A 23,787-nucleotide genomic window follows, 5' to 3' on the forward strand; every position below is an offset into this window, starting at 1 on the left:
GCTCCCCATGGAAAGGACGGGCATAGGATAGCCCAGGTTCGGGGAGCGTGGATAAGTGGCCACGATTATTTTTGTTCGGAGGTTGATCGGGGTGCGTTGAAGGGTGGTGATTTGCCGGATGGCAATGCTGCTGCGCCCTTCGACAGGCTCAGGATGAGGCTCACCATGAGGGAGGTGGGTGGGTTGCAGGGGGGATTCTGCAATGTTGGCGATTGTCGTTGCAACACTCTACCTCCCTCATGGTGAGCTTGTCGAACCACGCACAGTGCCTTTGCCAAAAATCCGAATGAGAGATTTGATGGACCACGCACAGCAGCATCATTGCCATCCGGACATCCAAAACGAGCGAAACCGGGCGCGGATATTTCCGTCACCCGGTTTCCCCTCTGGTGCCGCATTCGGGGAGCGTCCTCTTCTCCCCTGAACGGCCATATAACTGGTAGAAACCGAGTGCCTGCGGTTGTTGCGTTTATAACAATCGCGCATTTCAGTCTCTTTCGGAGTGAAGTTCTGAGGCAAGTTTTTATCGATTGCAAGAGCCTTTGCAAAATAAAATTGCATATGTTTTTTCATGATTATTTATTGTGCAGGAACGAAGAAAATTAAGCGGATTTTATCGGAATTTATTGCGCATTGACTATTCGTGCGCCACCACTTCAACTGCGACGGGAGGCAGAGAATGGCATTCGAGGACGTAGAAACGATTGCAAGCGCGACAGGGGCAAAACTTGCGATGCGGTTTTCCGCGGCCGAGGGTCAGGCGCACGCCATCGTCCAGATTAGTCACGGCGTCAGTGAACATTCCCTGCGCTATGCGCGGTTTGCCCGATTCTTGAACGGACAACGTTTTCACGTCTATGCTCACGATCATCGCGGACATGGGCTTACCAAAGCAACTGGCGCTCCGGCAGGACGATTTGCGCAAAGCGACGGGGTCATGCATCTTCTGGACGACGTCGATGCCATCAACGGCCTTGCCAGCAAGCGTCATCCCGACCTTCCCATGATCCTGTTTGGGCATTCTCTCGGCGGATTGATCGCAATGAACTACGTGCTGAAGCATGCAAATAAAGTGGACGCAGCGGCGATCTGGAACGCCAATTTCTCCACCGGACTTCTCGGCCGGATCGCGCAAGGAGTCCTGCGCGCCGAGCGCATGTTTTTAGGATCGGACGTTCCAAGTATGATGCTACCGAAATTCACCTTCCAGCAGTGGGGCCGCAATGTTGCAACCCCCCGTACGGCGTCTGACTGGTTATCGCGTGACCCTGACGAAGTAGATGCCTATCTTGCCGACCCGTTATCCGGCTGGAACCCGACAGTGAGTATGTGGCGCGATATTTTCGACCTCATCTTCACCGGTGCAAATAATTCGCTGTTGGCCAACGTCCCTCGCGACTTACCATTCAATCTCGTCGGCGGTGCCGAAGATCCGGCCACCGAGAAGGGCAAAGCTGTCAGGCAGCTTGAACGCAGAATGAAACAACTTGGATTTTCCAATGTCACAACCAAGATCTACGAGGGTACACGGCATGAAGGCCTCAACGAGATCAACAGGGAGGTAATCATGCGGGATTTTGCGGATTGGGCGAGGGGAACGGTTTCGAAACGAACGAGAGTGCTTGAAATATGACTGATGCTCCTCTGAAGGGTGTGCGCGTCATCGAACTCGCTCGCGTTCTGGCCGGGCCATGGGCCGGACAGGTTCTCGCCGACCTTGGCGCCGATGTCATCAAGGTGGAAAACCCTGCCGGAGGGGACGAAACGCGTGGGTGGGGACCGCCGTTCATCGCGAGCAGCGAGGGCGAAAATCTCGATGCCGCCTATTTTCACTCATGCAACCGTGGCAAGCGTTCGATTACCTTGGATTTCACGACCAAGGAGGGACCGGAAACGGTCAAGGCACTCTGCCGTACGGCAGATGTCGTGCTCGAAAATTTCAAGGTAGGCGGCCTGAAGAAGTACGGCCTCGACTACGCATCTTTGAGCGCCGACAATCCGCGTCTCGTCTATTGTTCGATCACAGGCTTTGGTCAGGACGGTCCGTACGCAGCCCAGGCGGGCTATGACTTCATCATTCAGGGCATGTCCGGGCTGATGTCGGTTACCGGCGAACCCGACCGCGAGCCGCAAAAGGTTGGCCTCGCGGTCGCCGACGTCTTCACCGGGCTCTATTCCGTTATCGCCATTCAGGCAGCGCTGGCCAATGCCGGGAAGACAGGCGAAGGCCAGATGATCGATATGGCCCTGTTCGACGTGCAGTCCGCTGTCATGGCCAACCAGGCGATGAACTATCTTGCGACGGGCAAGAGTCCGCACCGCATGGGCAACGCGCACCCGAATATTTCGCCTTACGAAGTCGTACCGACATCAGACGGTCACATGATCCTGGCCGTCGGCAATGACGGGCAGTTCGCCCGGTTTTGCGGCATTGTCGGGTTGACAAATCTCGCCAGCGATCCTCGCTTCCTGACCAATCGGGCACGACTGGAAAATCGTGGAGCACTGACGGACCTGATCCGGGTCGAAACGCAGAAACGTACTCGCGCCGAGTTGCTCGATGCCTGTTCCCGAAATGCTGTTCCCGCTGGCCCGATCAACCAGATCGGCGAGATGTTCAACGATCCGCAGATCGTGTCACGGCAATTGCGGCTTGACCTCGACGATGGTCACGGCAGCACCATACCTTCGGTGCGCACGCCGATCGTCATGTCGAAAACCCCGCTTTCCTATCAACGGCCTTCGCCACGTCTTGGCGAGCACAGCGCTGAAATACTCGAAGAACTGAAGGATATATCCAATGAAAACGGGCGGTGAATTGATCGTCGAGGCTTTGGCTGCTAATGGCGTCGAGCGGTTGTTTTGCGTGCCGGGTGAAAGCTATCTTGCGGTGCTCGACGCGCTTTACGACGCAAAGATAGGCGTCACCGTTTGCCGGGCCGAAGGCGGAGCCACGATGATGGCGGACGCCTGGGGAAAGCTCACAGGCAAGCCAGGCATCTGCTTTGTCACACGTGGTCCAGGCGCAACCAATGCCTCCCCCGGAATCCACATCGCCAAGCAGGATTCGACGCCACTGATCCTTTTCATTGGCCAGGTGCAACGCGACGCACGTGAGCGCGAGGCCTTTCAGGAAGTCGAGTACCGCCGCTTCTTTGCCGATACAGCGAAATGGGTGGCAGAAATCGACGATGCGCGGCGCATTCCGGAATTCGTCACGCGAGCATTTTCGGTCGCGACCTCGGGGCGCCCAGGACCTGTCGTGCTGGCCTTGCCGGAAGACATGCTGACCGACAAGGTCGAAGCAGTGGCGGCTCAGGGCTGGCAGCCGGTCGAGACGGGTCCTTCTCCGGCCAGTATCGAAAAGCTCGCCGATCTTCTTCAGGGCGCAACACGGCCTTTCGTGATCCTGGGTGGGTCGCGCTGGAATGAAAACGCAGTCCAGTCGATTACGCGCTTTGCCGAGAAATGGCACCTCCCCGTCGGCTGCTCCTTCCGCCGGCAGATGCTGTTCGATCATCTGCATCCGAATTATGCTGGCGACGTCGGGATCGGTATCAATCCGGCTTTGGCGGCGCGCGTGAAAGAAGCCGACGTGTTGCTGCTGATTGGCGGGCGTTTCGGCGAGATGCCGTCGTCCGGCTACACGCTGATAGACAGCCCTTATCCCAAGCAGACTCTGATCCACGTGCATCCAGACGCGGATGAACTTGGACGGGTATATCGCCCAAGCCTCGCGATAAACTCGGCACCTGACATGTTTGCCGAAGCTGTCGAACATCTTGCACCGCCGTCCCATATCAACTGGCCGGGGGAAGCGGAGAATGCGCACAAATCCTATCTCGCCTGGTCGACACCGCCGAAGACCGGACCGGGCAAGGTCGCGATGGGACCAATCATCTCCTATCTTGAGAGCGTGCTGCCTGAGGATGCGATCATGACCAATGGCGCAGGCAACTATGCCACATGGCTGCATCGCTTCCATCGATTCCGCCGCTTTGGCACACAGGCGGCTCCGACATCGGGATCGATGGGCTATGGCCTCCCGGCGGCGGTTGCTGCAAAACAGCTTTATCCAGAGCGAACGGTCGTCTGCTTTGCCGGCGACGGATGCTTCCTGATGAACGGCCAGGATTTTGCGACGGCAGTACAATACAACCTGCCGATTATCGTGCTCGTCATCAACAACAACATCTATGGGACGATTCGTATGCATCAGGAGCGCGAATATCCCGGGCGGGTATCCGCAACGGATCTCACCAATCCGGATTTTGCCATGCTTGCCCGGGCCTATGGCGGCCATGGTGAGACCGTGGACGCCACGGAGGAATTCGAAGGAGCATGGCAACGGGCCGTCGAAAGCGGCAAGCCGGCGATCATTGAAATTCGTCTCGATCCCGAAGCGATTACACCGGCGAAGACTCTCTCCGACATTCGCAACAAGCGTTGACCGAAGGGTTGGCATTACAGCTTCGTAATGCAAATGAGGATGGCACGGCGGCGCTTTCGATGTTATGGAGCGCGCCTGAAGTCCCACTACGAAAGCTTGCAACTTGAGCAATCCGGCAATTACGATCGTCATTCCGTGCCGCAACGAGGCCGCCAATCTAGCCTTTCTCCTCGATGAAGTGGATGCAGCCATGGAAGGCCGCAGCTACGAAGTGATCGTGGTCGACGATGGCTCTACCGACATGACGGGTGAAGCATTGGGCGAGCGGATCAAGGCGGGGAAGCCTCTGCGCCACATTCGTCATGACAAGTCTGCGGGGCAAAGTGCGGCCGTTCGCTCCGGCGTATTCGCGGCAAGGGGTAAGGTCGTGGTCACCATGGATGGCGACGGACAGAACAACCCTGCCTATCTGCCGCGGCTCGCCGATGCACTGCTGCAGGCCGGTCCGGCAATCGGGATCGCAGCCGGGCAGCGTCTAAAGCGTACCGACACGAAACTGAAGCAGTTCGCATCAAAATATGCCAATAAGCTGCGCAGCGCGATCCTGAAGGACAATACGCGCGACAGCGGCTGCGGCCTCAAGGCACTGCATACCCAGCTTTTCCGCGAATTGCCTTTCTTCGATGGCTGGCACCGCTATTTGCCTGCATTGGTGATCCGTGAAGGCTATGGCGTCGTGCATGTCGATGTCCTCGATCGCGAACGCCGTCACGGCAAATCGAACTACGGCATTCTCGATCGCGGTCTGCGCGGTGTCCTCGACCTTTATGGCGTCTGGTGGCTGCGCAAGCGCCGCAAGACCGTCCCAACGATTACGGAGATCAGTCATGGCTGATGCTATTACCAATTGGCTGCACTCGGTTTTCGTGGCCCAATTCGACGCCTGGATTCTGCTGGGCTTTTTTGCGCAGGGCTGTTTCACCATGCGTTTCGTCGTGCAGTGGATTGCCTCCGAACGCGCCAAGCGCAGCGTCGTACCGGTGACGTTCTGGTTCTTCTCGCTGTTCGGCGGCATGCTGCTTTTCGTCTACGCAGTTGTGCGCAAGGATCCGGTGTTCATTGCTGGTCAGGGTCTCGGGCTTATTGTCTATATTCGCAATCTCTGGCTTATCGCGAATGAGAAGAAGGCGATGACGCTGGACACGTGAGTAAGCGATGTTGATGACCTCTTCGGACCTCGTTCCCGGCGGTGGCACAAAACTTCGCGCCAGCCATTATTTGCTGCTGGTTTTCATCTGCCTCGTCTCCTTCGTACCCGGCATCGCCTCGATACCGCCTTTGGATCGGGATGAAGCACGATACGTCCAGGCGACGCACCAGATGGCTGAAAGCGGCGACTATGTCGACATCCGCTTTCAAGATGCATCGCGCTACAAGAAGCCGGTTGGCATTTACTGGCTGCAGAGCGCCGCGCTCAAGCTCACAGGCTACAATAACGATGCGCCGGTATGGGTCTACCGGCTAGTCTCTGTGGCCGGCGCTACGATTGCTGTGCTCGGCACGGCTGCTCTGGGAGCATTCCTTTTTGGCCAAAGCGCCGGCCTTATGGCCGGTGTCGCTCTTGCAGCAATCGTCATGCTTGGTTTCGAGGCCCGGGTGGCAAAGACCGACGCAACGGTGCTGGCGACTGTCGTCATCGCACAGGGTGCGCTCGCATCGATCTGGATGGCAAGCCGCAAGCAGGCCGCAGCCAAATGGGCACCAGCAGTGATCTTCTGGGTGGCAACGGCAGCCGGTGTGTTGATCAAAGGCCCGATCACGCCCTTTGTCAGCCTTTTGACGATGGGCTCTCTCAGCCTTTTCTACCGCGAGTGGCGATGGCTGAAACGCCTGAAGCCATTAAGCGGTATCCTCATCCTGCTTGCAATCGTGCTGCCATGGCTCATCCTGATCACGCTGAAAAGCGGCGGTGCCTTCTTCAACGAATCCGTCAACAAGGATTTCCTGTCGAAGGTTGGCGATGCGCAGGAAAGCCACGGCGCGCCGCCAGGCTATTTCGCCCTGATCTTCGTCGCGTTCATCTGGCCATTTGGCGTGCTCGCTATTCGCGGCGGTCTGCAGGCGTTGAGCCGGCTGCGTGAGGATCCACGCCTTGCTTTCCTGACTGCCTGGTACATCCCATTCTGGCTGGTAACCGAGCTTATCCCAACAAAGTTGCCCCACTATATCCTGCCCGCTTACCCGGCCCTGCTGTTGATGATGGCTTGGGCCATCGACACCGGCGTCGCCGCCCAGCCCTATCGCGGCCGCTGGCAAATCTGGGTCGAGCGGCTGACGCTTCTTGGCCTTGCCGCTGCGACACTAGGCTTCATGGGCGCGGGGCTTGTCCTGCCCTACGTCATGACCGGATCATTTTCGTTTCCGGGGATCATTGCCTTCTTTACGGCAGCTGCCGCCGGTGTCTTTGCCAGCGGTCTTGTGTTGAATCAGAATCTCAAGCGCGCGCTGCAAGCCTCTGCAACCTTTGCGATTATTACGCTCACGCTGCTTACATGGGGCGTCGTTCCGGCGCTCACGCCGATCTGGCTCAGCCCAGCCGTTGCCAATGCGTTCAATGCTGCCAAGCCGTGCGACAACAGCGTACTGGCTTCTGCCAGCTATGCCGAGCCGAGCCTGGTGTTTCTTGCCGGTACGAAGACGGTCCTCACCGACGGTGCCGGAGCAGCCAAGCATCTCGTCGACCATCCGGCCTGTGCGATTTCAGCAGTCGACGAACGCGAACACGACACCTTCATCAAGGCTCTGCCGCAGGGCGAGAAGTCGGTTGCCGCAGTCGGGACTGTCAGCGGCATCAACTACAGCAAGGGCCGCAAGACGACCATTACGCTGTACAAGGCCGTGCAATAATCGATTGACTTGCGACTAATGTCGAATTGACGGCTCTGTTTCATCATAGGAATATAGTCCTTTCGAAAGGACCGTATTCATGCATCGATCACCCAAGGAAAGCCCGGCCTACCACAAGCTGCTATGGCAGATAAGAGCCAACGATTCTCGCTTGAGAACACCAAGACGCGGGTGCTCAGCGGCGCAAGCCAAGCAGGACAATCTGCCCCTGCAACAGAAGCAGGATTTTCTCTACAAGCAACTTGAGTTTTTGGACGAACTTGACCTCTTCCTCAAATTCGACCCAGATCAACCCCGCGTGCCTGCTGGAAATTCTGACGGGGGGCAATGGACGGACGGCCAGGGTGGGATTGATCCAATCACCGCGGGCGCCACATTGGCGCAGAGTAGTTCGAGCCCGCAGAGCAGCTCATGGATAAAACGGACCGAGCAACTCGGACAGCGGATCGACCGCGAAACTCCACTGAGGGCCATTGTCAGAAACAATCCCGTTGTCCGTTCTGCCAAGGCGCTACTTTCGTTCCTGAAAGCACCTGAACTTGAATACCCGCTAGCGGACGCAGTTGAGCAATACAATACAATTGCCGCTGTCAATGACCCTTATGTCGTGCCAATCCTTTCGCTGCGCGCAAGGCAATTCAGCAAGGGCGATTCCGATACCAAAATCTGGGCGAGCGTTCGCGCGGTGGATATGGATACGGTCAGCAAGTTTTGCCCCAGATACTGGACTATACAAACTATAGCGGACAATGTTGCATCGACGATGGGCCCCATTGGTTCCTATGGAACACCCCAAAACTATGGAACCCAGTTTCACCTGCGTGCGGCAAATATGGTGAACGGCTTAAACGACAGCACTTTGAAAGCAGAACTATTTCTTATGGCTCCACTGGCCGGCGCTCCATCCGACTACTACCGAGACAAAGTCGGAACCAGGGAAAAAGGATCACTAGGGCTCGATGTTCATGAGACAGTCAGGAGCGATCTGACTTGCATCTACGATTTCAAGACAGGAATAAAAGAGCTTGATCTTACGCGGATGGGGAATTTTGCCCATTCAACCGCAAAGACCTATCCCAAGACAAAGGAGTTCTTTGTCATCCAGATCAAGCCAAGTGCCGGTTCCATCAGGAGATAATCATGACCACCATCAAAGACGTACGTGATGCAGTGCGCCCGCTCATCGAGCGGCGGAACGATCTGATCTCCACGGGACGATTCGTCTTCATCAAGCCCGTGCAGCACTTGCTGCGCGGTTTCTATATTGGAAGCTCTATAGATCCGAGTGTCTTCGTTCCGAACATTTCAGTGCAATTGCTTGTCCCTAAAACGGAAATCAGAGCTCTTGGCTGGGGCCTGCGGTTCAGGCAAGCCCACTATGGCGAATACATCAGGAAGTACGGCTGGACGATGAGCAAGCCAGACATAATCGCGCAAATGCTGGACATAATCGAGGGCGCTCTGCCGGAGCTCTATGCCATCGCAAGTCTGGACGATTATTTTGCCTTTCTCTCTGCCATGACGGTGCCAGAGGTCAGCTCGACAACGATTGAACTTTTCGAGGTATTGATACCAGCCATGAAAGGGGAATTCGATATTGCACTGAGCTTTTTGCAGAAAAATAGGTCGGTAGCTGAGCATGTGGATCGACTTTCGCCGGAGTTCTACCCAGCGCTTTTGGCTGGAGATCGAGCCGAAATCGCCCGAATTCTCCATGAATGGGAGGCGATCACTGTCAAAACCTACAAGATCGAAAAAATCTGGGAGCGAACGCCATTTCCATTGGAATTGCGGGACGGCTAGCGTCGAGCGGCTAGCCGCCCTTCCCCACCAGCGGTCGTCCGACAGAGTGGTATTCCAGGCCAGAGCCTTCAAGGTCCTGCGCGTTGAAGACGTTGCGCAGATCGAACAGGAGATTGCTGCTCATCAGCGTAGAGACCCGCTTAAGGTCGAGTGCCCGATAGGCATTCCATTCGGTCAGCAAGAGTGTGATCCCTGCCCCGTCGACAGCTTCGTAGGCAGACTTGCACCAGGTGACATCGTGCAGGAGAGACTCTGCGGCCTCGCGTGCCTCAGGATCGTGCGCTCGCACACTCAAACCCGCCTTCTGCAGGGCTGGAATAATGTCGAGTGCCGGCGACTCGCGAATGTCGTCCGTGTTGGGCTTGAAGGCAATGCCAAGTACGGCAACGGATTTCGCCCCGGTGCGCCGCGCTGCTTCGATCACCCGCTCGGCCATGGAACGCTTGCGCTGTTCATTGACGGTGACGACCTGCTCGATAAGGGTTTGAGGTGCATTGACCTTGCGTCCGGTCGCCGCATAGGCACGTGTATCCTTCGGGAAACACGACCCGCCAAATCCCGGCCCTGCATGCAGGAACTTCGATCCAATGCGGTTGTCCATGCCGATGGCCCGTGCCACGTCCTGCACGTTCCCTCCAGCCTTTTCGCATAGGTCAGCCACTTCGTTTATGAACGTGACCTTCATGGCCAGGAAGGCGTTGGCTGCGTATTTGATGATCTCGGCATTTTCCAGCGTCGTGACGATCATCGGTGTTTCGCGCAGATAGAGCGGACGATAGACGCGCTTCATGGCCGCTGCACCGGCATCATCATGAACGCCGACCACGACGCGATCTGGCCGCAGGAAGTCTTCGACGGCCGAGCCTTCGCGCAGGAATTCCGGATTGGAGACCATCGAGAACGGCACTTCGGGCCGCGCCTTGGCGATACGGGCACGCACATCGGCGTTGGTACCTACGACCACAGTCGATTTGATGACGATGACAGCGTTCGGCTTCATCGCCGCAGCGATTTCATCGGCAGCCGCATGGATATATTGCAGGTCAGCTTCACCATCGCCGCGCCGTGAGGGTGTACCGACCGCGACGAAGATAACATCGGCATCGGCGACGGTCTCGGCGAGTTCAGTCGTGAATGTCAGGCGGCCGTCGCGCACGTTGCGTACCAGCAGTTCATCGAGGCCGGGTTCGTAGATCGTAACCTCGCCAGCCTGCAATCGGTCGATAATCGCCGGGTTTTTATCGACACAAGTGACCTGAAAGCCGAATTCGGCAAAGCAGACACCCGACACCAGACCGACATATCCGGTCCCGATCATCGCAATCTTCATTGAACGGTCCAATCCTTATCTTGCATTGCGTGTTGCGTTACTTGCGTGCAGGGCCCTTGCGTTCGGCCGAGGCTGCCCAAAGGTTGACGTTCGCATCGGTTGCATAGCTGTCGATCTCGGCCAGCTCGGCGTCTGTGAATGCAAGATTATCCAGCGACTTGACGCAATCGATCACCTGCTGTGGCTTGCTGGCGCCAATCAGCGCGGTGGTGATGCGACCCTTCCTGAGCACCCACGCGATTGCCATTTGCGCGAGTGTCTGGCCGCGTTTTGAAGCGATCTCATTGAGTGCACGAATGTTTTCGATGTTGCGCTCGTTGAGGAAATCCGGATTGAGCGACTTGCCCTGTGCCGCACGGCTCTCTTCGGGCACACCCTTGAGATATTTGTCTGTCAGCATTCCTTGCGCCAATGGCGAGAATACGATGGAACCAATGCCGAGATCTTCCAGCGCATCGATCAATCCGTCTTCCTCGATCCAGCGATTGATCATCGAATAACTTGGCTGATGGATGAGGCATGGCGTGCCAAGCTCTTCGAGAATCGCTGCAGCCTCGCGGGTGCGATGGGAGTTGTAGGATGAAAGGCCGATATATTGAGCCCGACCGGATCGTACAATTTGATCCAGCGCCATCATCGTTTCTTCGAGCGGCGTATCCGGATCAAAACGGTGCGAATAGAAAATGTCGACATAGTCGAGGCCGAGCCGTTTCAGGCTCTGATCGCAGCTGGCGATTACATATTTGCGGCTTCCCCATTCGCCATAAGGCCCGGGCCACATGTTATAGCCTGCTTTGGACGAGATGATCAGCTCATCGCGATAACCCTTGAAGTCATTGCGCAAGATTTCGCCGAACGCTTCTTCCGCAGAACCGGGAGGTGGACCGTAATTATTGGCAAGATCGAAATGCGTGATGCCGAGGTCAAAGGCCTGACGGCAGATCGCCTGCTTGACATTATGCGGGGTATCGTTGCCAAAATTGTGCCAGAGCCCAAGAGAAATGGCCGGCAGCTTGAGTCCACTCCTGCCGCAACGGTTGTATTTCATGGTGTCGTAGCGCTTGGAGTCCGGTGTCCAGCTCATAATATTCGTCCTGCTCTTGTCCTTAGAGCCCGCTTTGAAACTCTACTGCGGCAGCCATCTGACGCGATTTTCTGCGCTTCCGGTGCTCACGTACTTTAAGTACGCTGCGCTCCGGTTCTCGAAAATCACGTCATATCCCTCACCGCAGCGACTTTCCAAACGGGCTCTTACATTATTGACGCGGGAGGCGACTCCACACGCGCCGGACTATGCCCCATACGCATGGTGATGTCATGACATGAATAGTGGTTGTTCTGTAATCTCAATTTTCCAGAGTGAGATGAGCAATATATCCCGAGCGGCTTTCTCCCGCCGCTTGAGCCAAGGCATCGAGGCGACGCAGGACACGGCGGGGAAGAGTTATATTCACGCGCTCGATCGTATCATCCAGAAGAGCGGGATCAAGGGTGATAACTCCAATCATCCATCCTGCATATTCAGGATTGGTTCGCAGCGCCTCCAACCCGGAAGGAGCAGGAATTGACTCCCCGGCATCAAGAGCGGCATCGATCCATGCGGCTGCGGCCTCTTCGGCACCGGACATTGCTTCATCCAGGGTGTCGCCTGCAGAAAAGCACCCAGGTAAATCGGGAACTACAACCCCGAAAGCTCTGGTATCGGTGCCCGGTTCAATGGCGATGGGATAACGCATATCTGCCTCCTACAAGCCGGCCTGTTTATAGATGGCCTGACAAGACCCATGCCCAGATCCTTCTTTGGATGTGGTACAACAACATGACCAGGTCGATCCGGGTGTTTGAAAACGTGGTGCGAACCACGTATGCGATCCAAAATCCATCCTGCCTTGACAAGTTCCCGGATAATGTCCGCACTCCTCATGATGCGCATCATACACACTCAGACCAAAGCTGTCAATTTGGAGTGCTGAAGGGCGATCTAACCCTTAATGACCTGCCCCTGGTCATCAAACCGATACGTCCGGCCGGCATCCGGCGTGGCATAGAGCACACCGTCCACATCGTAATTGTGCTCGCCGAAGAGGCGAACGGTCAGCGGGCCGAAGTCTGTCTGGAGGTAGATGATCGTATCGGCGCCGAGATGTTCGACATGGATCACCGAGCCCTTCCATTCGCCGGACGTCTTGCTGACCTGAATGTGCTCTGGACGGATGCCGATGGTTTTCGCACCGCTCTGGCCAAGCTTTGTCGCGTCGATCAGGTTCATTTGCGGCGATCCGATAAAACCGGCGACAAAGACCGTCTGCGGCGAATTGTAGAGCTCCATCGGCGAGCCAACCTGTTCGATCCTGCCCTGGTTCAGCACTACGATCTTGTCGGCAAGTGTCATCGCCTCGACCTGATCATGCGTCACGTAGATCATGGTCGCCTTGAGTTGCCGGTGCAGACGCGCGATCTCGATACGCGTATTGACACGCAGCGCAGCATCGAGGTTCGACAGCGGCTCGTCGAAAAGGAACAGTTGCGGCTCGCGCACAATGGCGCGGCCAATGGCGACGCGCTGGCGCTGGCCACCCGACAGTTCTGCCGGGCGGCGTTCGAGATAGTCACCGAGCGACAGCATGTTCGAGGCGATCCCGATGCGCTCCTTGATTTCGTCGGCTGGCTTACCTGCCTGCTTCAAGCCGAGGCCCATATTGTCGCGAACGGAGAGGTGCGGGTAAAGCGCATAGGTCTGGAAAACCATGGCAATGCCACGTTTCGCAGGCGGGGTGCTGTTCACTTTCTTGCCATCGATCAGTATGTCGCCTGAAGTGGCATCCTCGAGTCCCGCGATCACCCGCAGCAATGTGGATTTGCCGCAACCGGAGGGTCCGACAAAAATCACAAACTCGCCATCCTTGACCTCAAGGTCGATGCCTTTCAGCACGTCGACCTGACCGAAGGACTTGCGGATATTTTCAATCTTCAAAGAACCCAATGTCTTGTTCCCGTTTCTTGATTCAAATTCATAGATTAACTGGTTGACCCGTCCGCACGCTTTCATCTGCTGCCAGGCAGACGCTGAGCGAACGCACGGCATCCTGCATGTGGCGGTCGAGGTCGAGATCTTCGCGGATAGCCTTGAGGACAAACGCCTGCTCAAGATCGCAAAGTTCCTGATGTCCAGGTTCGCCAGCCATGCTCAAGAGCTCGTCAGGCTTTGCGAAGCGGCCATCCGGTCCGAGCTTTGCCGAGTGCAGACGAATAGTCGACGTTTTGGTGTGTGAATCGATGTCATCCGACTTTGCGTTCTGGTCCATGACGATGGAAACGCAACCGTTAGGCGAAATCACATCCTTAACGAAGAACGCCGTCTCCGACATCATCGGGCCCCACCCGGCCTCGTACCAACCAACGGTGTTGTCATCGAACAGCACTTGCAGGTGGCCGTAATTGTACATGTCCGGATCGATCTCATCGGTGAGACGCACGCCCATGCCGCGCACCTGAACCGGCTTGGCGTCGGTGATCTGCAGCATCACATCGAGATAATGCACACCGCAATCGACGATGGGCGACGTGGTCTTCATCAGCGACTTGTGCGTTTCCCAGGTAGCTCCACTCGACTGCTGATTGAGGTTCATGCGGAAAACGTAAGGACCGCCGAGCTTGCGGGCCTCTTCGATAAGCCGCATCCAGGACGGATGGTGGCGCAGGATGTAGCCTATCACGAGCTTGCGGCCGTGCTTCCTGGAGGCGGCGACGACCCGCTCTGCATCGGCAACCGTCGTAGCCAACGGCTTTTCGACGAAGACATCCGCGCCCGCTTCCATGGCAGCAATCGCATAGTCTGCATGGCTGTCGGAATAAGTGTTGATGGAAACGAGGTCAGGCTTCAACTCGGCGAGTGCGTCGTTGAAGGAGGGATGGATCGTGTAGGCGCTGAGTTCTTCCGGCAGGGGCACAACGGAGCGATTGACCAACCCGACGATCTCGAAACCGGGATTGTGGTGATAGGCGAGCGCATGGCTGCGGCCCATATTGCCGAGCCCCGCCACAAGAACACGCACTGGCGTTTGAGCCATCATTTGACCGCTCCCGAAGTGATGCCGCGGATCAACTGCCGCGAGAAGATAAGATAAAGAACGAGGACCGGGACGATCGCCAGCGTCAGCGCCGCGAGCACTGCATTCCAGTTGGTGACGAACTGGCCAATAAACACTTGGCTACCGAGCGTCACGGTCTTGGTGGCGTCACTCGGCGCAAGAATGAGCGGAAACCACAGATCGTTCCAGATCGGGATCATCGTAAAGACTGCGACGGTCGCCATCGCCGGCCTCACTAGCGGTAGCACCAGGCGGAAGAAGATCGAATATTCCGACAGGCCGTCAATGCGTCCGGCATTCTTCAGATCATCCGAAACGGTCTGCATGAATTCGGTGAGAATGAAGACTGCGAGCGGTAGACCCTGAGCAGTGTAAACAAGGATGAGTGCGGTGAGCGTGTTGACCAATCCCGCCGCGACCATGCCCTGCAAGATTGCCACGGTTCCCAAACGGATCGGGATCATGATGCCGAGCGCGAGGTAAAGTCCCATCAACGTATTGCCGCGGAAGCGATACTCCGACAGCGCAAAGGCCGCCATTGCCCCGAACAGCAGAACGAAGAAGATCGAAACACCGGTGACGATAAAGCTGTTCTGGAAATAAAGAACAAAATCGCCCTGTCCGAGAACGGTCTGATAGCCGATGAGGCTGAACGTCGAGGGCGTTGGCAGACCCAGCGGATCACGGAAAATCGAGCTCCGGTCCTTGAACGAATTGATGACAGTCAGGAACACCGGAAACAATGCGATCAGCGTATAGATGATGAGCGCCAGATGAACGAGACCGGTGCGGACGGGCGATGCTGTTGGCTTTGCCATGGATCGCTGCTCCTAGAACTGGTAGCGGCGCATACGCCGCTGGATGGCGAAAAGGTAGAGGCAGACACCCGACAGGATGATGAGGAACATCACCGTCGCAATGGTCGCGCCCATGGATTTGTCACCAATCTGCAGCTGGAAACCGAAGAAGGTTCGGTAGAGCAAGGTACCGAGAATATCCGTCGCGCCGTCCGGTCCGGCGAGTGCGCCCTGCACGGTATAAACCAGATCGAACGCATTGAAATTGCCGACGAAAGTCAGAATGGAAATGATGCCGATGGATGGCAGGATCAGCGGCAGCTTGATCTTCCAGAACTGGCTCCATCCGGTCACGCCATCGCATTCGGCAGCTTCCAGAACTTCCTCGGGTATGTTGAGCATTGCAGCATAAATCAGCATCATCGGAATACCGACATATTGCCAGACCGAGATCAGCGACACGGCGATCAGCGCACTGCCCGGCTTGCCGAGCCATGGCGAAAAGAGAGATTTCAACCCAACCAGATCGAGCAGGAAAGGCGAAACGCCCCATATTGGTGACAAGATGAGCTTCCAGATAAAGCCAACGATCACGAAGGATAGAAGCGTCGGCAGGAACATCGCCGTGCGATAGAAGGCACCAAAGCGCAGCTTCGGCACGGACAGCAGTGCGGCAAGTGCCACACCGATTGGGTTCTGCACCAGCATGTGGATCAGGAAGAAAACGAAGTTGTTGCGCAGCGCATTCCAGAAACTGGCGGCCCAACGCGGATCGCCGAAGAGCACCTGGAAATTGGCGAAGCCGACGAAGATGCTCTGGTTGTCTTTGACGTTGAACAGGGAAAGTCGCAGCGTTTCGATGAGCGGCAGGATCATCACAGCCGTATAGACGAGCAAGGCGGGCGCCAAAAACACCAGAATGTGCCAGCGCCGACGGTGTCTGTCCTCAGCTCGATCAATCGATATTTCTGCGACTGTGGTCATTAAATCCGAGACCCCTGCTTTTGATTTTTTGGTCGTGCATTACGCGGCACACGACTGCCGTTTTTTTGGCAATGATAGCGCAACGACGCGCATCGCGCCCAGATGAAGAAATAGCCGGAGCGATCGTCAGATGCCCCGGCTATCGATCACTTACTTGGCAGGCTTGTACCAGCTGTCGAGACCGTCCTGCAGCTTCTTGGCCGCAGCTTCCGGCGTGTCGGTGCCGTTGATGACATTGGCCGATTCAACCCAGGTTTCGTTCTCGAGGTTTGGCGTACCGCGCGACAGAATCTGGTAAGTCGAGCGGATGGTCGGCTTACATTTCTCGCGCCATGACACGAATTCCTGCGCGAGCGGATCCTGCATCTTCACCGGTGTTGAATTCAGGCTGAAGAAGCCTGGCAGCGCGTTGGCGTAGATCTCTGCAAATTCCGGCGAAGCAACCCAGTCCAGGAACTTCTTGGCTTCTTCTGCATGGCCGCTCTTGGCATTGAGGCCGACACCGATGTCGTTGTGGTCGGAAATATAGCAGGCGTCACCGGCATTCTTTACTGGAGGCGGGAATGCTCCCATCTTGAACTGGGCCTGTGTGTTGAACAGACCGATTTCCCACGAACCGGCTGGATAAATCGCAGCACGTCCGAGAGTGAACAGGTTTTGGCTGTCCGGATAGGTCTGGGCTTCAAAACCATCGCCCAGATAGTCTTTCCACTTGAGAAGAACCTTGTAAGGCTCGACCCACTCCGGATCGGTCAGCTTTGCCTCGCCCTTGATAAGCTTGGCGCGGCCTTCCTCACCCTTCCAGTATGTTGGCCCGATGTTCTGGTAACCCATGGTCGCGGCTTCCCAGAGATCCTTTGTACCCATGGCCATCGGAATGTAGGTTCCATCAGCCTTGATCTTGTCAAGCGCGGCGAAAAACTCCGCTTCCGTGGTAGGAATAGCAATACCAAGCTTGTCGAATGCATCCTTGTTGTAGATGAAGCCGTGAATAACCGAAGCCATTGGCACGCAGAACGTGTCCTTGCCATCGTCGGTCGTCCAGGCAGACTTTGCTACGTCCGAGAAGTTCTTCATCCCCGGAAGATCATTCAGGCTGGTCAGATTGCCGCGCTTGAACTGCTCCAGCGATTTGTCGAAAGGTCGGCAAGTAATGATGTCGCCGGCACTGCCGGCGTCGAAGCGCGCACCAAGCGCAGCATCATATTCCGTCGGAGGCGTCGGAGAGAACTTCACCTTGATGCCGGGATTCTTGGCTTCGAAAGCTGGAATGAGCTTTTCCTGCCAGACGGCCAGATCGTCGGTACGCCAGCTCTCGATCGTCAGCGTGGTATCGGCGGCATGGGCATAACCGGCCGTAGCCAGAACGCTTGTCGCCATAAGCAATGTTTTTAAAGTCGTGCTTCCCATTTTAGTCTCCTGTTGCACCCTTTTGAGCAGTGCCGTTAATGAGAGCCCGGGTTCCTAGCGGGAACCATGACTCTCTTTGAGTTCCGAAAGCGCCGGGCGAAGCCTCTGTTGATTGCTTTCGAGAAGTTTTGATGCATTTGCAGCGCTCGTTGCCCCAGCGGCGAGCAGGATCGCTGACTTCACCGAGCCGCCGCTGGCCTCGAGCAGTTTTGCTGCGTCGCCCATATCACAAGCGCTGATCGCGGATACGATACGCGCTGCGCGCTCGCGCAGTTTGATATTGTCCGCGACGAGATTGACCATATACCCGTCATGCACGTGACCAAGACGGATGGCCATCAAAGTGGACAACAGATTGAGTGCGATTTTCTGCGCGGTGCCCGCCCCCATTCGCGTTGAACCCGCCACCATTTCCGCCGGTGTTTCCAGCGCAATCGCTACGTCGGCCTTTTCAAACATCGGCACGTCGGGATTATTGGCAATCGATATGATCTTGAGACCGCGTTTCTTCGCTTCGTCGATTGCGGCGAGTGCATAGGGCGTTGTGCCGCTAGCGGAAATCGCGATCAGGCAATCACCAGCCATCAACCCTGCCGCCGCAATGTCGCTTGAGGCCTGGTTCACATCATCTTCGTAAGTGCCAGCCAACCGGCTAAGACTGGCGACACCGCCAGCAAGCAGAATGACGACACGGTCGGGAGCAATGCCGTAAGTACCGGGTAATTCCAGCGCATCCGCCATGGCCATCAGCCCTGAACTGCCCGCGGCGGCGTAAGCGAGACGTCCACCCGACGCGAGCGTGTCGGCAGCAAGCAGGGAGGCTTTTGCAATGGAATCCCTGGCGCGCGCAACCGAAGCGGCAGCTTCAAGCTGTGCTTCATGCAGCAACCGCAAAACATCTTCTGGCGACTTCTCGTCCAGTCCCAATGCGTTCTTGTTGCGCTGCTCGGTGCGGGTTAGTGCCACTGCTCACTCCTCGTTCTCATAATTAATGCCAAAAAAATACCACTTGTCCAGCAATTCCTTAAAAAATTTGCACGACGATTTGGGGCAATGGATTTTTATTCAATAATTTCAACGAGATTTAGAAAAACCCGACGAGACACAAATTAACGCTTGGCTATTGGTATTTTATTGGTATTCTGAATGCTGGAGGACGATTGAACGTGACTTATCTCCTTGGAATTGATGGTGGCGGCACAGGTTGCAGGGCGGCATTGGCTGATCTCAGCGGCAATGTTCTAGGCACTGGCAAGAGTGGTTCGGCCAATATCATGACCGACATGAATACAGCACGTCTGAACATTCTCGATGCAACTGAAGCAGCATTCAAAAAGGCTGGAATCGACGCTGGCCAGAGCAAAACGGTCTTCGCGGTCCTGGGCCTCGCCGGCGCCAATGTCGGCGGCAATGGCGCAAAGCTGGAGGCTATGCTGCCGTTTCAAAAATCGCTTGTTTATTCAGATGGCGTGATCGCGCTCCAGGGTGCACTTGGCGATCATGATGGCACTGTGGTGATCCTCGGCACTGGTTCCGCCTATGTTACGCGGCTCGGCAATGACATTCGTTTTGCCGGCGGCTGGGGCTTCAAGGTCAGCGATCTCGGCGGGGGTGCGAGGCTTGGCCGGGACCTGCTCGAAGAAACATTGCTCGCCTATGACAAGTTTCATATGAGCTCGCCAATGACAGCGGCAGTTATGGAACGGTTCGGAGGCAATCCGCATCGGATAGTCCAATTCGCCCATTCGGCGACACCAAGTGATTTCGGCACGTTCGCGCCAACTGTCTTCGAGTATGCGTCGAAAGATGACGCTGTCGCCGTTGCTCTTTTGGACAAGACCATTGGCCAAATCGAGGAAGGGCTCGACGCCATCATGTCTCCAGTCCCGGTGCGTCTTTCCCTATTGGGCGGTCTTGGTGCTTTTTATGGTCCGCGCCTTTCACCTCGCTATCGGGCAATACTGCAAGCACCGTTGAATGACGCTCTGACAGGCGCAGTCCAGCTGGCAGCACGCAATTTCGCTTCGTCATCGGTGGAGGCGAGAGCCCTTTCCGGCCATATTGACCTATTCTGACGGAGGCATGTTGTGACAAGAACAAGCAAAGACAGGAAGACCCGCACCCTTCGTGCGGGCGAGTGGCTTTGCACCGGGATTGGCGCAAGAGGGCCCGTCCCTTCGGGTTTCCAGCTGGCGGCCAACCACTTTGTCAGGCGGCTTCGTCCGATGAACCACATCGACCTTGCCACCTTCCGCGTGGATTGTCTCGCCAGCCGAGAAACAGAATACGGCCAATATGGCCGGAAAGGGCTCTAGTCATGGGTGACGGTCTGATCGATATTCTGCCTTCACTCAACGAAAGTTCTGCTGTCGGTGGTCCGCTCTACGTGAAATTGCAGCGGTTGATCGAAAACGCCGTTCGTGAAGGAAAACTTCTACCTGGAGACGCATTGCCGCCAGAACGAGAGCTTGCTGCAATGGCGGAGATCTCGCGTGTAACTGTTCGCAAAGCCGTCCAGGGTCTCGTCAATGATGGCCTTCTTGTCCAGAGGCATGGTTCAGGCACATTTGTTGCACCGCGTTCCGCACGCGTCGAGCAATCCTTGTCGCACCTCACATCTTTTACTGAGGATATGGCGCGGCGCGGGATGATCGTCCGCTCGACATGGCTCGACCGCGGCGTCTATGCGCCTTCCCCCGAAGAAATGGTGACGCTCGGCCTGTCCTCCGGCGAAAAGGTGGCGCGGATCAGCCGATTACGCGTGGCCAATGACACGCCCATGGCAATCGAACGTGCTGCCCTGTCCATTCATGTGCTGCCAAATCCGGAACTCGTCACCTTATCGCTTTATGCGGTACTGGCGGAGAGCGGCAATCGTCCAGTCAGGGCAATACAGCGCATTTCTGCGGCCATTTTGAAAGAGAATGATGCTAAACTGCTCCAGGTTCCGGCGGGTTCCGCCAGCCTGAATATAGAGCGGATATCCTACCTCGAATCGGGGAAGGTGATCGAGTTTACCCGATCGATCTACCGTGCCGACGCCTATGAATTTGTCGCCGAACTCAAACTCGGCGAGTCTTCAGAAATTTCAGGAGCAGTGCTGTGAATACCAAAACGACCCTCATGCGGGAAGAAATACGCTCCATTCCCGATGTGACAGCAAAGTTCCTTGATGCCTCCCGCGACACGCTTGCTGCCGCCGGCGCGAAGTTGCGCGAGAAAAACCCGCCCTTCCTTGCGTCGATCGCCCGGGGCTCGTCGGATCATGTCAGTGCCTTCCTGAAATATTCGAGCGAACTCACCGCCGGTATTCCCGTTGCTTCGCTTGGGCCCTCTGTCGCCTCGATCTATGGCGTGAAGCTCAAACTTGGCTCTGCTGCGACCCTATCCATCTCGCAGTCTGGCAAGAGTCCTGACATCGTCAGCATGACAAACGCAGCCCGTGAAAGCGGCGCACTGACCATCGCCATCACCAACGTCATCGAGTCTGACCTTGCGCGTGCCAGCGACTTTGCCATCGATATCCTTGCAGGACCAGAGCGCAGCGTCGCCGCCACTAAGTCTTTCGTCAGCTCGGCGGTTGCCGGTCTCGCGCTGATCGGACATTGGACCGAAGACAGCAAGTTGCTCGCCGCAATCGATGATCTTCCAGCCGCGCTCGCCAAGGCCGTCGCTTGTGACTGGTCAGCCTTCGCAGGCGCCGTGACTGACGAAAACTCGCTGTTCGTTCTTGGACGCGGACCATCTCTGGCAATCGCCAACGAAATGGCGCTGAAATTCAAGGAAACAAGTGCGGTTCATGCCGAAGCCTTCAGTGCCGCAGAAGTCATGCACGGACCGAAAGCCATTGTCGGCGAAGGCTTCCCGATTCTCGTGCTCGCCGCGCGCGATGCAGCCGAAGATTCCCTCGTGGACGCCGCCAATCGCCTGGCCGACCAGGGCGCTGCGGTGTTCCTCACATCGTCCAAATCGTCTAAAGCGACAGCCCTGCCCTTCGTGGCCACATCGCACCCGCTGACTGATCCACTGGCACTGCTTGTCTCCTTTTATGCTTTCGTAGAAGGCTTTGCCCGCAGCCGTGGATTGAACCCGGATGAACCGCCGCACTTACGAAAAGTGACTGAAACCCTATGAGCACTATCTATGCCCTCACCGGCGCCGAGATTTTCGACGGCGAAACCTGGCACACCGATTCAGGTCTGGTTGTTGATGGCGATGTGATCAAGAGTATCACGCCGTTGTCGAACTTGCCCGATGACATTCGGCGGGTCGAATTGAAGGGCGGTAAGCTTGTACCGGGCTTCATTGATATACAGGTCAATGGGGGTGGTGGCGTCCTCCTCAACGACGGCCCAAGCATCGAGGCAATCCGCACCATATGTGATGCGCATTTCGCCTTCGGCACGACCGCCCTGCTGCCCACGTTGATCACCGATACGCCGGAAATAACCGCGGCTGCTATCGCTGCGGGCAAGGCCGCGGCACAAGAGAAAGTGGCTGGATTTATCGGCTTGCATCTCGAGGGTCCGCATTTGTCTTTGACACACAAGGGAACGCACGACCCGAAGCTGATCCGTCCGATGGACGACGCTGACCTCCTTGCCATCATCGAAGCAGTGCAGGAATTGTCGGTTCTGCTCACCACAGTCGCACCGGAAACGGTATCGGCCGAAAAGATCCGGGCGATGGTCGATGCCGGAGTGATCGTCAGCCTCGGCCATAGCGGCGCATCCTATGAAGTAGCGCTAGCAGCCAAGGATGCGGGTGCAACCATGGTAACACACCTGTTCAATGCGATGAGCCAGCTTGGCCACCGCAGCCCCGGCATGGTCGGCGCGGTGCTTGAATCAGGTGAACTGTCCGCGGGGCTGATCGCCGACGGTTTTCATGTCGACAAAGCCTCGATGGCGATCGCGCTGCGTGCCAAGCAGGGTCCGGCGAAGATATTTCTCGTTACCGACGCGATGTCCACGATAGGCACCGATATTACATCGTTCACGCTGAACGGACGCAAGATCACACGCGCCGGTGGACGTTTGACACTGGACGACGGGACACTGGCGGGTGCTGATCTCGATATGATCTCGGCCGTTCGTTTCGTGCATCGCGAACTCGGTCTGTCTCTCGACGAGGCACTACGCATGGCATCGCTCTACCCGGCCCAAAGTATTCGTATCGATCACCACTATGGACGCCTCGCGCCGGGCTACATCGCCAATATCGTGCATCTCGACGAGAAGCTCGATGTCAATCATGTCTGGATCGGTGGCGGCTCGCACTACGCACGTTGACGGAACAGTTCGACTGGTCATACTAGAGCCTTCACCTTACTGGAGAACCGGGATGGCCAAGGACGCGCTGATCGTCGTCGATGTGCAGAATGACTTCTGTCCTGGGGGGGCTTTAGGAGTCGATGGCGGGCACGAGATCGTCCCGATCATCAACAAGCTCATGCAGCGTTTCGATCGCGTCGTCCTCACCCAGGACTGGCACACACCCGGGCACTCAAGTTTTGCATCGTCGCATCCCGGCAAGGCGCCGTTCGAAACAGTCATGATGCCCTATGGCGAGCAGGTGCTCTGGCCCGATCATTGTATCCAGGGATCTTCAGGTGCGGAGTTTCATCCGGATCTGGTATGGACAAAAGCCGAGTTGGTGATCCGCAAGGGTTTTCATCCGCATATCGACAGTTATTCGACTTTCTACGAAAACGATCGCAAGACCCCTACCGGACTTGCCGGCTATTTGCGCGAGCGCGGCATCACCAATGTGACCTTTGCAGGTCTTGCGACTGACTATTGCGTCGCATATTCCGCGCTCGACGCTATCGCGCACGGCTTTACTGCCGAAGTACTGCTTGATGCCTGTCGCGGGATCGATCTTGGCGGTTCACTTGCTGCCATGACCGCAAAGATGCGTAAGGCCGGTGTTGTGCTCGTTTAACGGGCCCCCTCAAAATGAACAGCTGAGCATTTTTTCCACAGCCTTGAACCAAGGTATGAGCTTCCAGTCACAAAACTGTTGTTTCCCTGTCACATAATGGCGATACTGCCCTCAAGCGCACTTCAGATGACG

The 23,787-nt window shown here is 56.5% G+C and carries 23 protein-coding genes; 13 read left to right on the top strand and 10 right to left on the bottom strand.

The features are described from left to right. Window positions 1-679 precede the first annotated feature (679 nt). From C7476_RS23555 to C7476_RS23590, 8 genes are all read left to right on the top strand, one after another. Window positions 680-1,633: an alpha/beta fold hydrolase gene (locus C7476_RS23555; RefSeq protein ID WP_114432315.1), complete on the top strand. Its 954-nt coding sequence runs from the start codon at window positions 680-682 to the stop codon at window positions 1,631-1,633. Then, window positions 1,630-2,817: a CaiB/BaiF CoA transferase family protein gene (locus C7476_RS23560; protein ID WP_114432317.1), complete on the top strand. Its 1,188-nt coding sequence runs from the start codon at window positions 1,630-1,632 to the stop codon at window positions 2,815-2,817. Before C7476_RS23555 ends, C7476_RS23560 begins: the two co-directional genes overlap by 4 nt. Continuing rightward, a complete protein-coding gene (locus tag C7476_RS23565; RefSeq protein ID WP_114432319.1) occupies window positions 2,801-4,450 on the top strand; it encodes a thiamine pyrophosphate-binding protein in 1,650 nt (549 codons plus the stop codon). The genes C7476_RS23560 and C7476_RS23565 overlap by 17 nt, the downstream gene beginning before the upstream one ends. Before the next feature lie 103 nt (window positions 4,451-4,553). After that, window positions 4,554-5,285, top strand: a complete 732-nt coding sequence (locus C7476_RS23570; RefSeq protein ID WP_114432320.1) for a glycosyltransferase family 2 protein — start codon at window positions 4,554-4,556, stop codon at window positions 5,283-5,285. Further along, window positions 5,278-5,598, top strand: a complete 321-nt coding sequence (locus C7476_RS23575) for a lipid-A-disaccharide synthase N-terminal domain-containing protein (protein ID WP_114432322.1) — start codon at window positions 5,278-5,280, stop codon at window positions 5,596-5,598. Before C7476_RS23570 ends, C7476_RS23575 begins: the two co-directional genes overlap by 8 nt. Before the next feature lie 13 nt (window positions 5,599-5,611). Next, window positions 5,612-7,297: an ArnT family glycosyltransferase gene (locus tag C7476_RS23580; RefSeq protein WP_114432401.1), complete on the top strand. Its 1,686-nt coding sequence runs from the start codon at window positions 5,612-5,614 to the stop codon at window positions 7,295-7,297. A 79-nt stretch (window positions 7,298-7,376) separates the two neighbouring features. Then, on the top strand, window positions 7,377-8,435 hold the full coding sequence (locus tag C7476_RS23585) for a hypothetical protein (RefSeq protein ID WP_114432323.1): 1,059 nt from the start codon (window positions 7,377-7,379) through the stop codon (window positions 8,433-8,435). A 2-nt stretch (window positions 8,436-8,437) separates the two neighbouring features. Beyond that, complete coding sequence (locus C7476_RS23590) at window positions 8,438-9,100, top strand: hypothetical protein (protein WP_114432324.1); 663 nt, start codon at window positions 8,438-8,440, stop codon at window positions 9,098-9,100. A gap of 10 nt (window positions 9,101-9,110) precedes the next feature. Here C7476_RS23590 and C7476_RS23595 read toward each other — a convergent pair whose 3' ends face one another. From C7476_RS23595 to C7476_RS23640, 10 genes are all read right to left on the bottom strand, one after another. Then, window positions 9,111-10,430 (bottom strand): UDP-glucose dehydrogenase family protein, encoded by a 1,320-nt coding sequence (locus C7476_RS23595; RefSeq protein ID WP_114432325.1) that lies wholly within the window; start codon window positions 10,428-10,430, stop codon window positions 9,111-9,113. A 37-nt stretch (window positions 10,431-10,467) separates the two neighbouring features. Beyond that, a complete protein-coding gene (mgrA, locus tag C7476_RS23600) occupies window positions 10,468-11,514 on the bottom strand; it encodes an L-glyceraldehyde 3-phosphate reductase (RefSeq protein WP_114432326.1) in 1,047 nt (348 codons plus the stop codon). Between the two features lie 262 nt (window positions 11,515-11,776). Continuing rightward, a complete protein-coding gene (locus C7476_RS23605) occupies window positions 11,777-12,166 on the bottom strand; it encodes a type II toxin-antitoxin system HicB family antitoxin (protein ID WP_114432327.1) in 390 nt (129 codons plus the stop codon). Then, window positions 12,109-12,366 carry a type II toxin-antitoxin system HicA family toxin gene (locus C7476_RS23610; RefSeq protein ID WP_342633358.1) on the bottom strand — a complete coding sequence of 86 codons (258 nt, stop codon included), beginning with the start codon at window positions 12,364-12,366 and terminating at the stop codon, window positions 12,109-12,111. The genes C7476_RS23605 and C7476_RS23610 overlap by 58 nt, the downstream gene beginning before the upstream one ends. A gap of 45 nt (window positions 12,367-12,411) precedes the next feature. After that, a complete protein-coding gene (locus C7476_RS23615) occupies window positions 12,412-13,413 on the bottom strand; it encodes an ABC transporter ATP-binding protein (RefSeq protein ID WP_114432329.1) in 1,002 nt (333 codons plus the stop codon). A 28-nt stretch (window positions 13,414-13,441) separates the two neighbouring features. Then, the gene (locus tag C7476_RS23620; RefSeq protein WP_114432402.1) at window positions 13,442-14,500 is read right to left on the bottom strand and encodes a Gfo/Idh/MocA family protein; all 1,059 of its coding nucleotides are present in this window, start codon (window positions 14,498-14,500) and stop codon (window positions 13,442-13,444) included. Further along, window positions 14,500-15,339, bottom strand: coding sequence for a carbohydrate ABC transporter permease (locus C7476_RS23625; protein ID WP_112531782.1), 840 nt, complete (start codon window positions 15,337-15,339; stop codon window positions 14,500-14,502). The genes C7476_RS23620 and C7476_RS23625 overlap by 1 nt, the downstream gene beginning before the upstream one ends. Window positions 15,340-15,351: 12 nt before the next feature. Then, the gene (locus C7476_RS23630; RefSeq protein WP_114432330.1) at window positions 15,352-16,302 is read right to left on the bottom strand and encodes a carbohydrate ABC transporter permease; all 951 of its coding nucleotides are present in this window, start codon (window positions 16,300-16,302) and stop codon (window positions 15,352-15,354) included. Window positions 16,303-16,452: 150 nt separating this feature from the next. Next, window positions 16,453-17,712: an ABC transporter substrate-binding protein gene (locus C7476_RS23635; RefSeq protein ID WP_114432332.1), complete on the bottom strand. Its 1,260-nt coding sequence runs from the start codon at window positions 17,710-17,712 to the stop codon at window positions 16,453-16,455. A gap of 54 nt (window positions 17,713-17,766) precedes the next feature. Continuing rightward, window positions 17,767-18,678 (bottom strand): N-acetylmuramic acid 6-phosphate etherase, encoded by a 912-nt coding sequence (locus tag C7476_RS23640; protein ID WP_114432334.1) that lies wholly within the window; start codon window positions 18,676-18,678, stop codon window positions 17,767-17,769. Window positions 18,679-18,878: 200 nt separating this feature from the next. On the opposite strand from C7476_RS23640, the gene C7476_RS23645 reads away from it, so the two are divergent. The 5 genes from C7476_RS23645 to pncA all read left to right on the top strand — a co-directional run bounded on the left by C7476_RS23645 (window position 18,879) and on the right by pncA (window position 23,655). After that, a complete protein-coding gene (locus tag C7476_RS23645) occupies window positions 18,879-19,787 on the top strand; it encodes a glucosamine kinase nucleotide-binding domain-containing protein (protein WP_114432404.1) in 909 nt (302 codons plus the stop codon). A gap of 242 nt (window positions 19,788-20,029) precedes the next feature. Further along, entirely contained in the window at window positions 20,030-20,818 is a 789-nt protein-coding gene (locus tag C7476_RS23650; protein ID WP_112531778.1) for a GntR family transcriptional regulator, read from the top strand. Window positions 20,819-20,835: 17 nt separating this feature from the next. Continuing rightward, the gene (locus C7476_RS23655; protein ID WP_114432406.1) at window positions 20,836-21,846 is read left to right on the top strand and encodes an SIS domain-containing protein; all 1,011 of its coding nucleotides are present in this window, start codon (window positions 20,836-20,838) and stop codon (window positions 21,844-21,846) included. Further along, entirely contained in the window at window positions 21,843-23,003 is a 1,161-nt protein-coding gene (gene nagA / locus C7476_RS23660; protein WP_114432336.1) for an N-acetylglucosamine-6-phosphate deacetylase, read from the top strand. Before C7476_RS23655 ends, nagA begins: the two co-directional genes overlap by 4 nt. A 52-nt stretch (window positions 23,004-23,055) precedes the next feature. Further along, entirely contained in the window at window positions 23,056-23,655 is a 600-nt protein-coding gene (gene pncA, locus C7476_RS23665; protein WP_114432337.1) for a bifunctional nicotinamidase/pyrazinamidase, read from the top strand. The last annotated feature ends 132 nt before the right edge of the window (window positions 23,656-23,787 follow it).

This window comes from Phyllobacterium bourgognense (genome assembly GCF_003337575.1).
GTDB classification, from domain to species: Bacteria; Pseudomonadota; Alphaproteobacteria; order Rhizobiales; family Rhizobiaceae; genus Phyllobacterium; species Phyllobacterium bourgognense.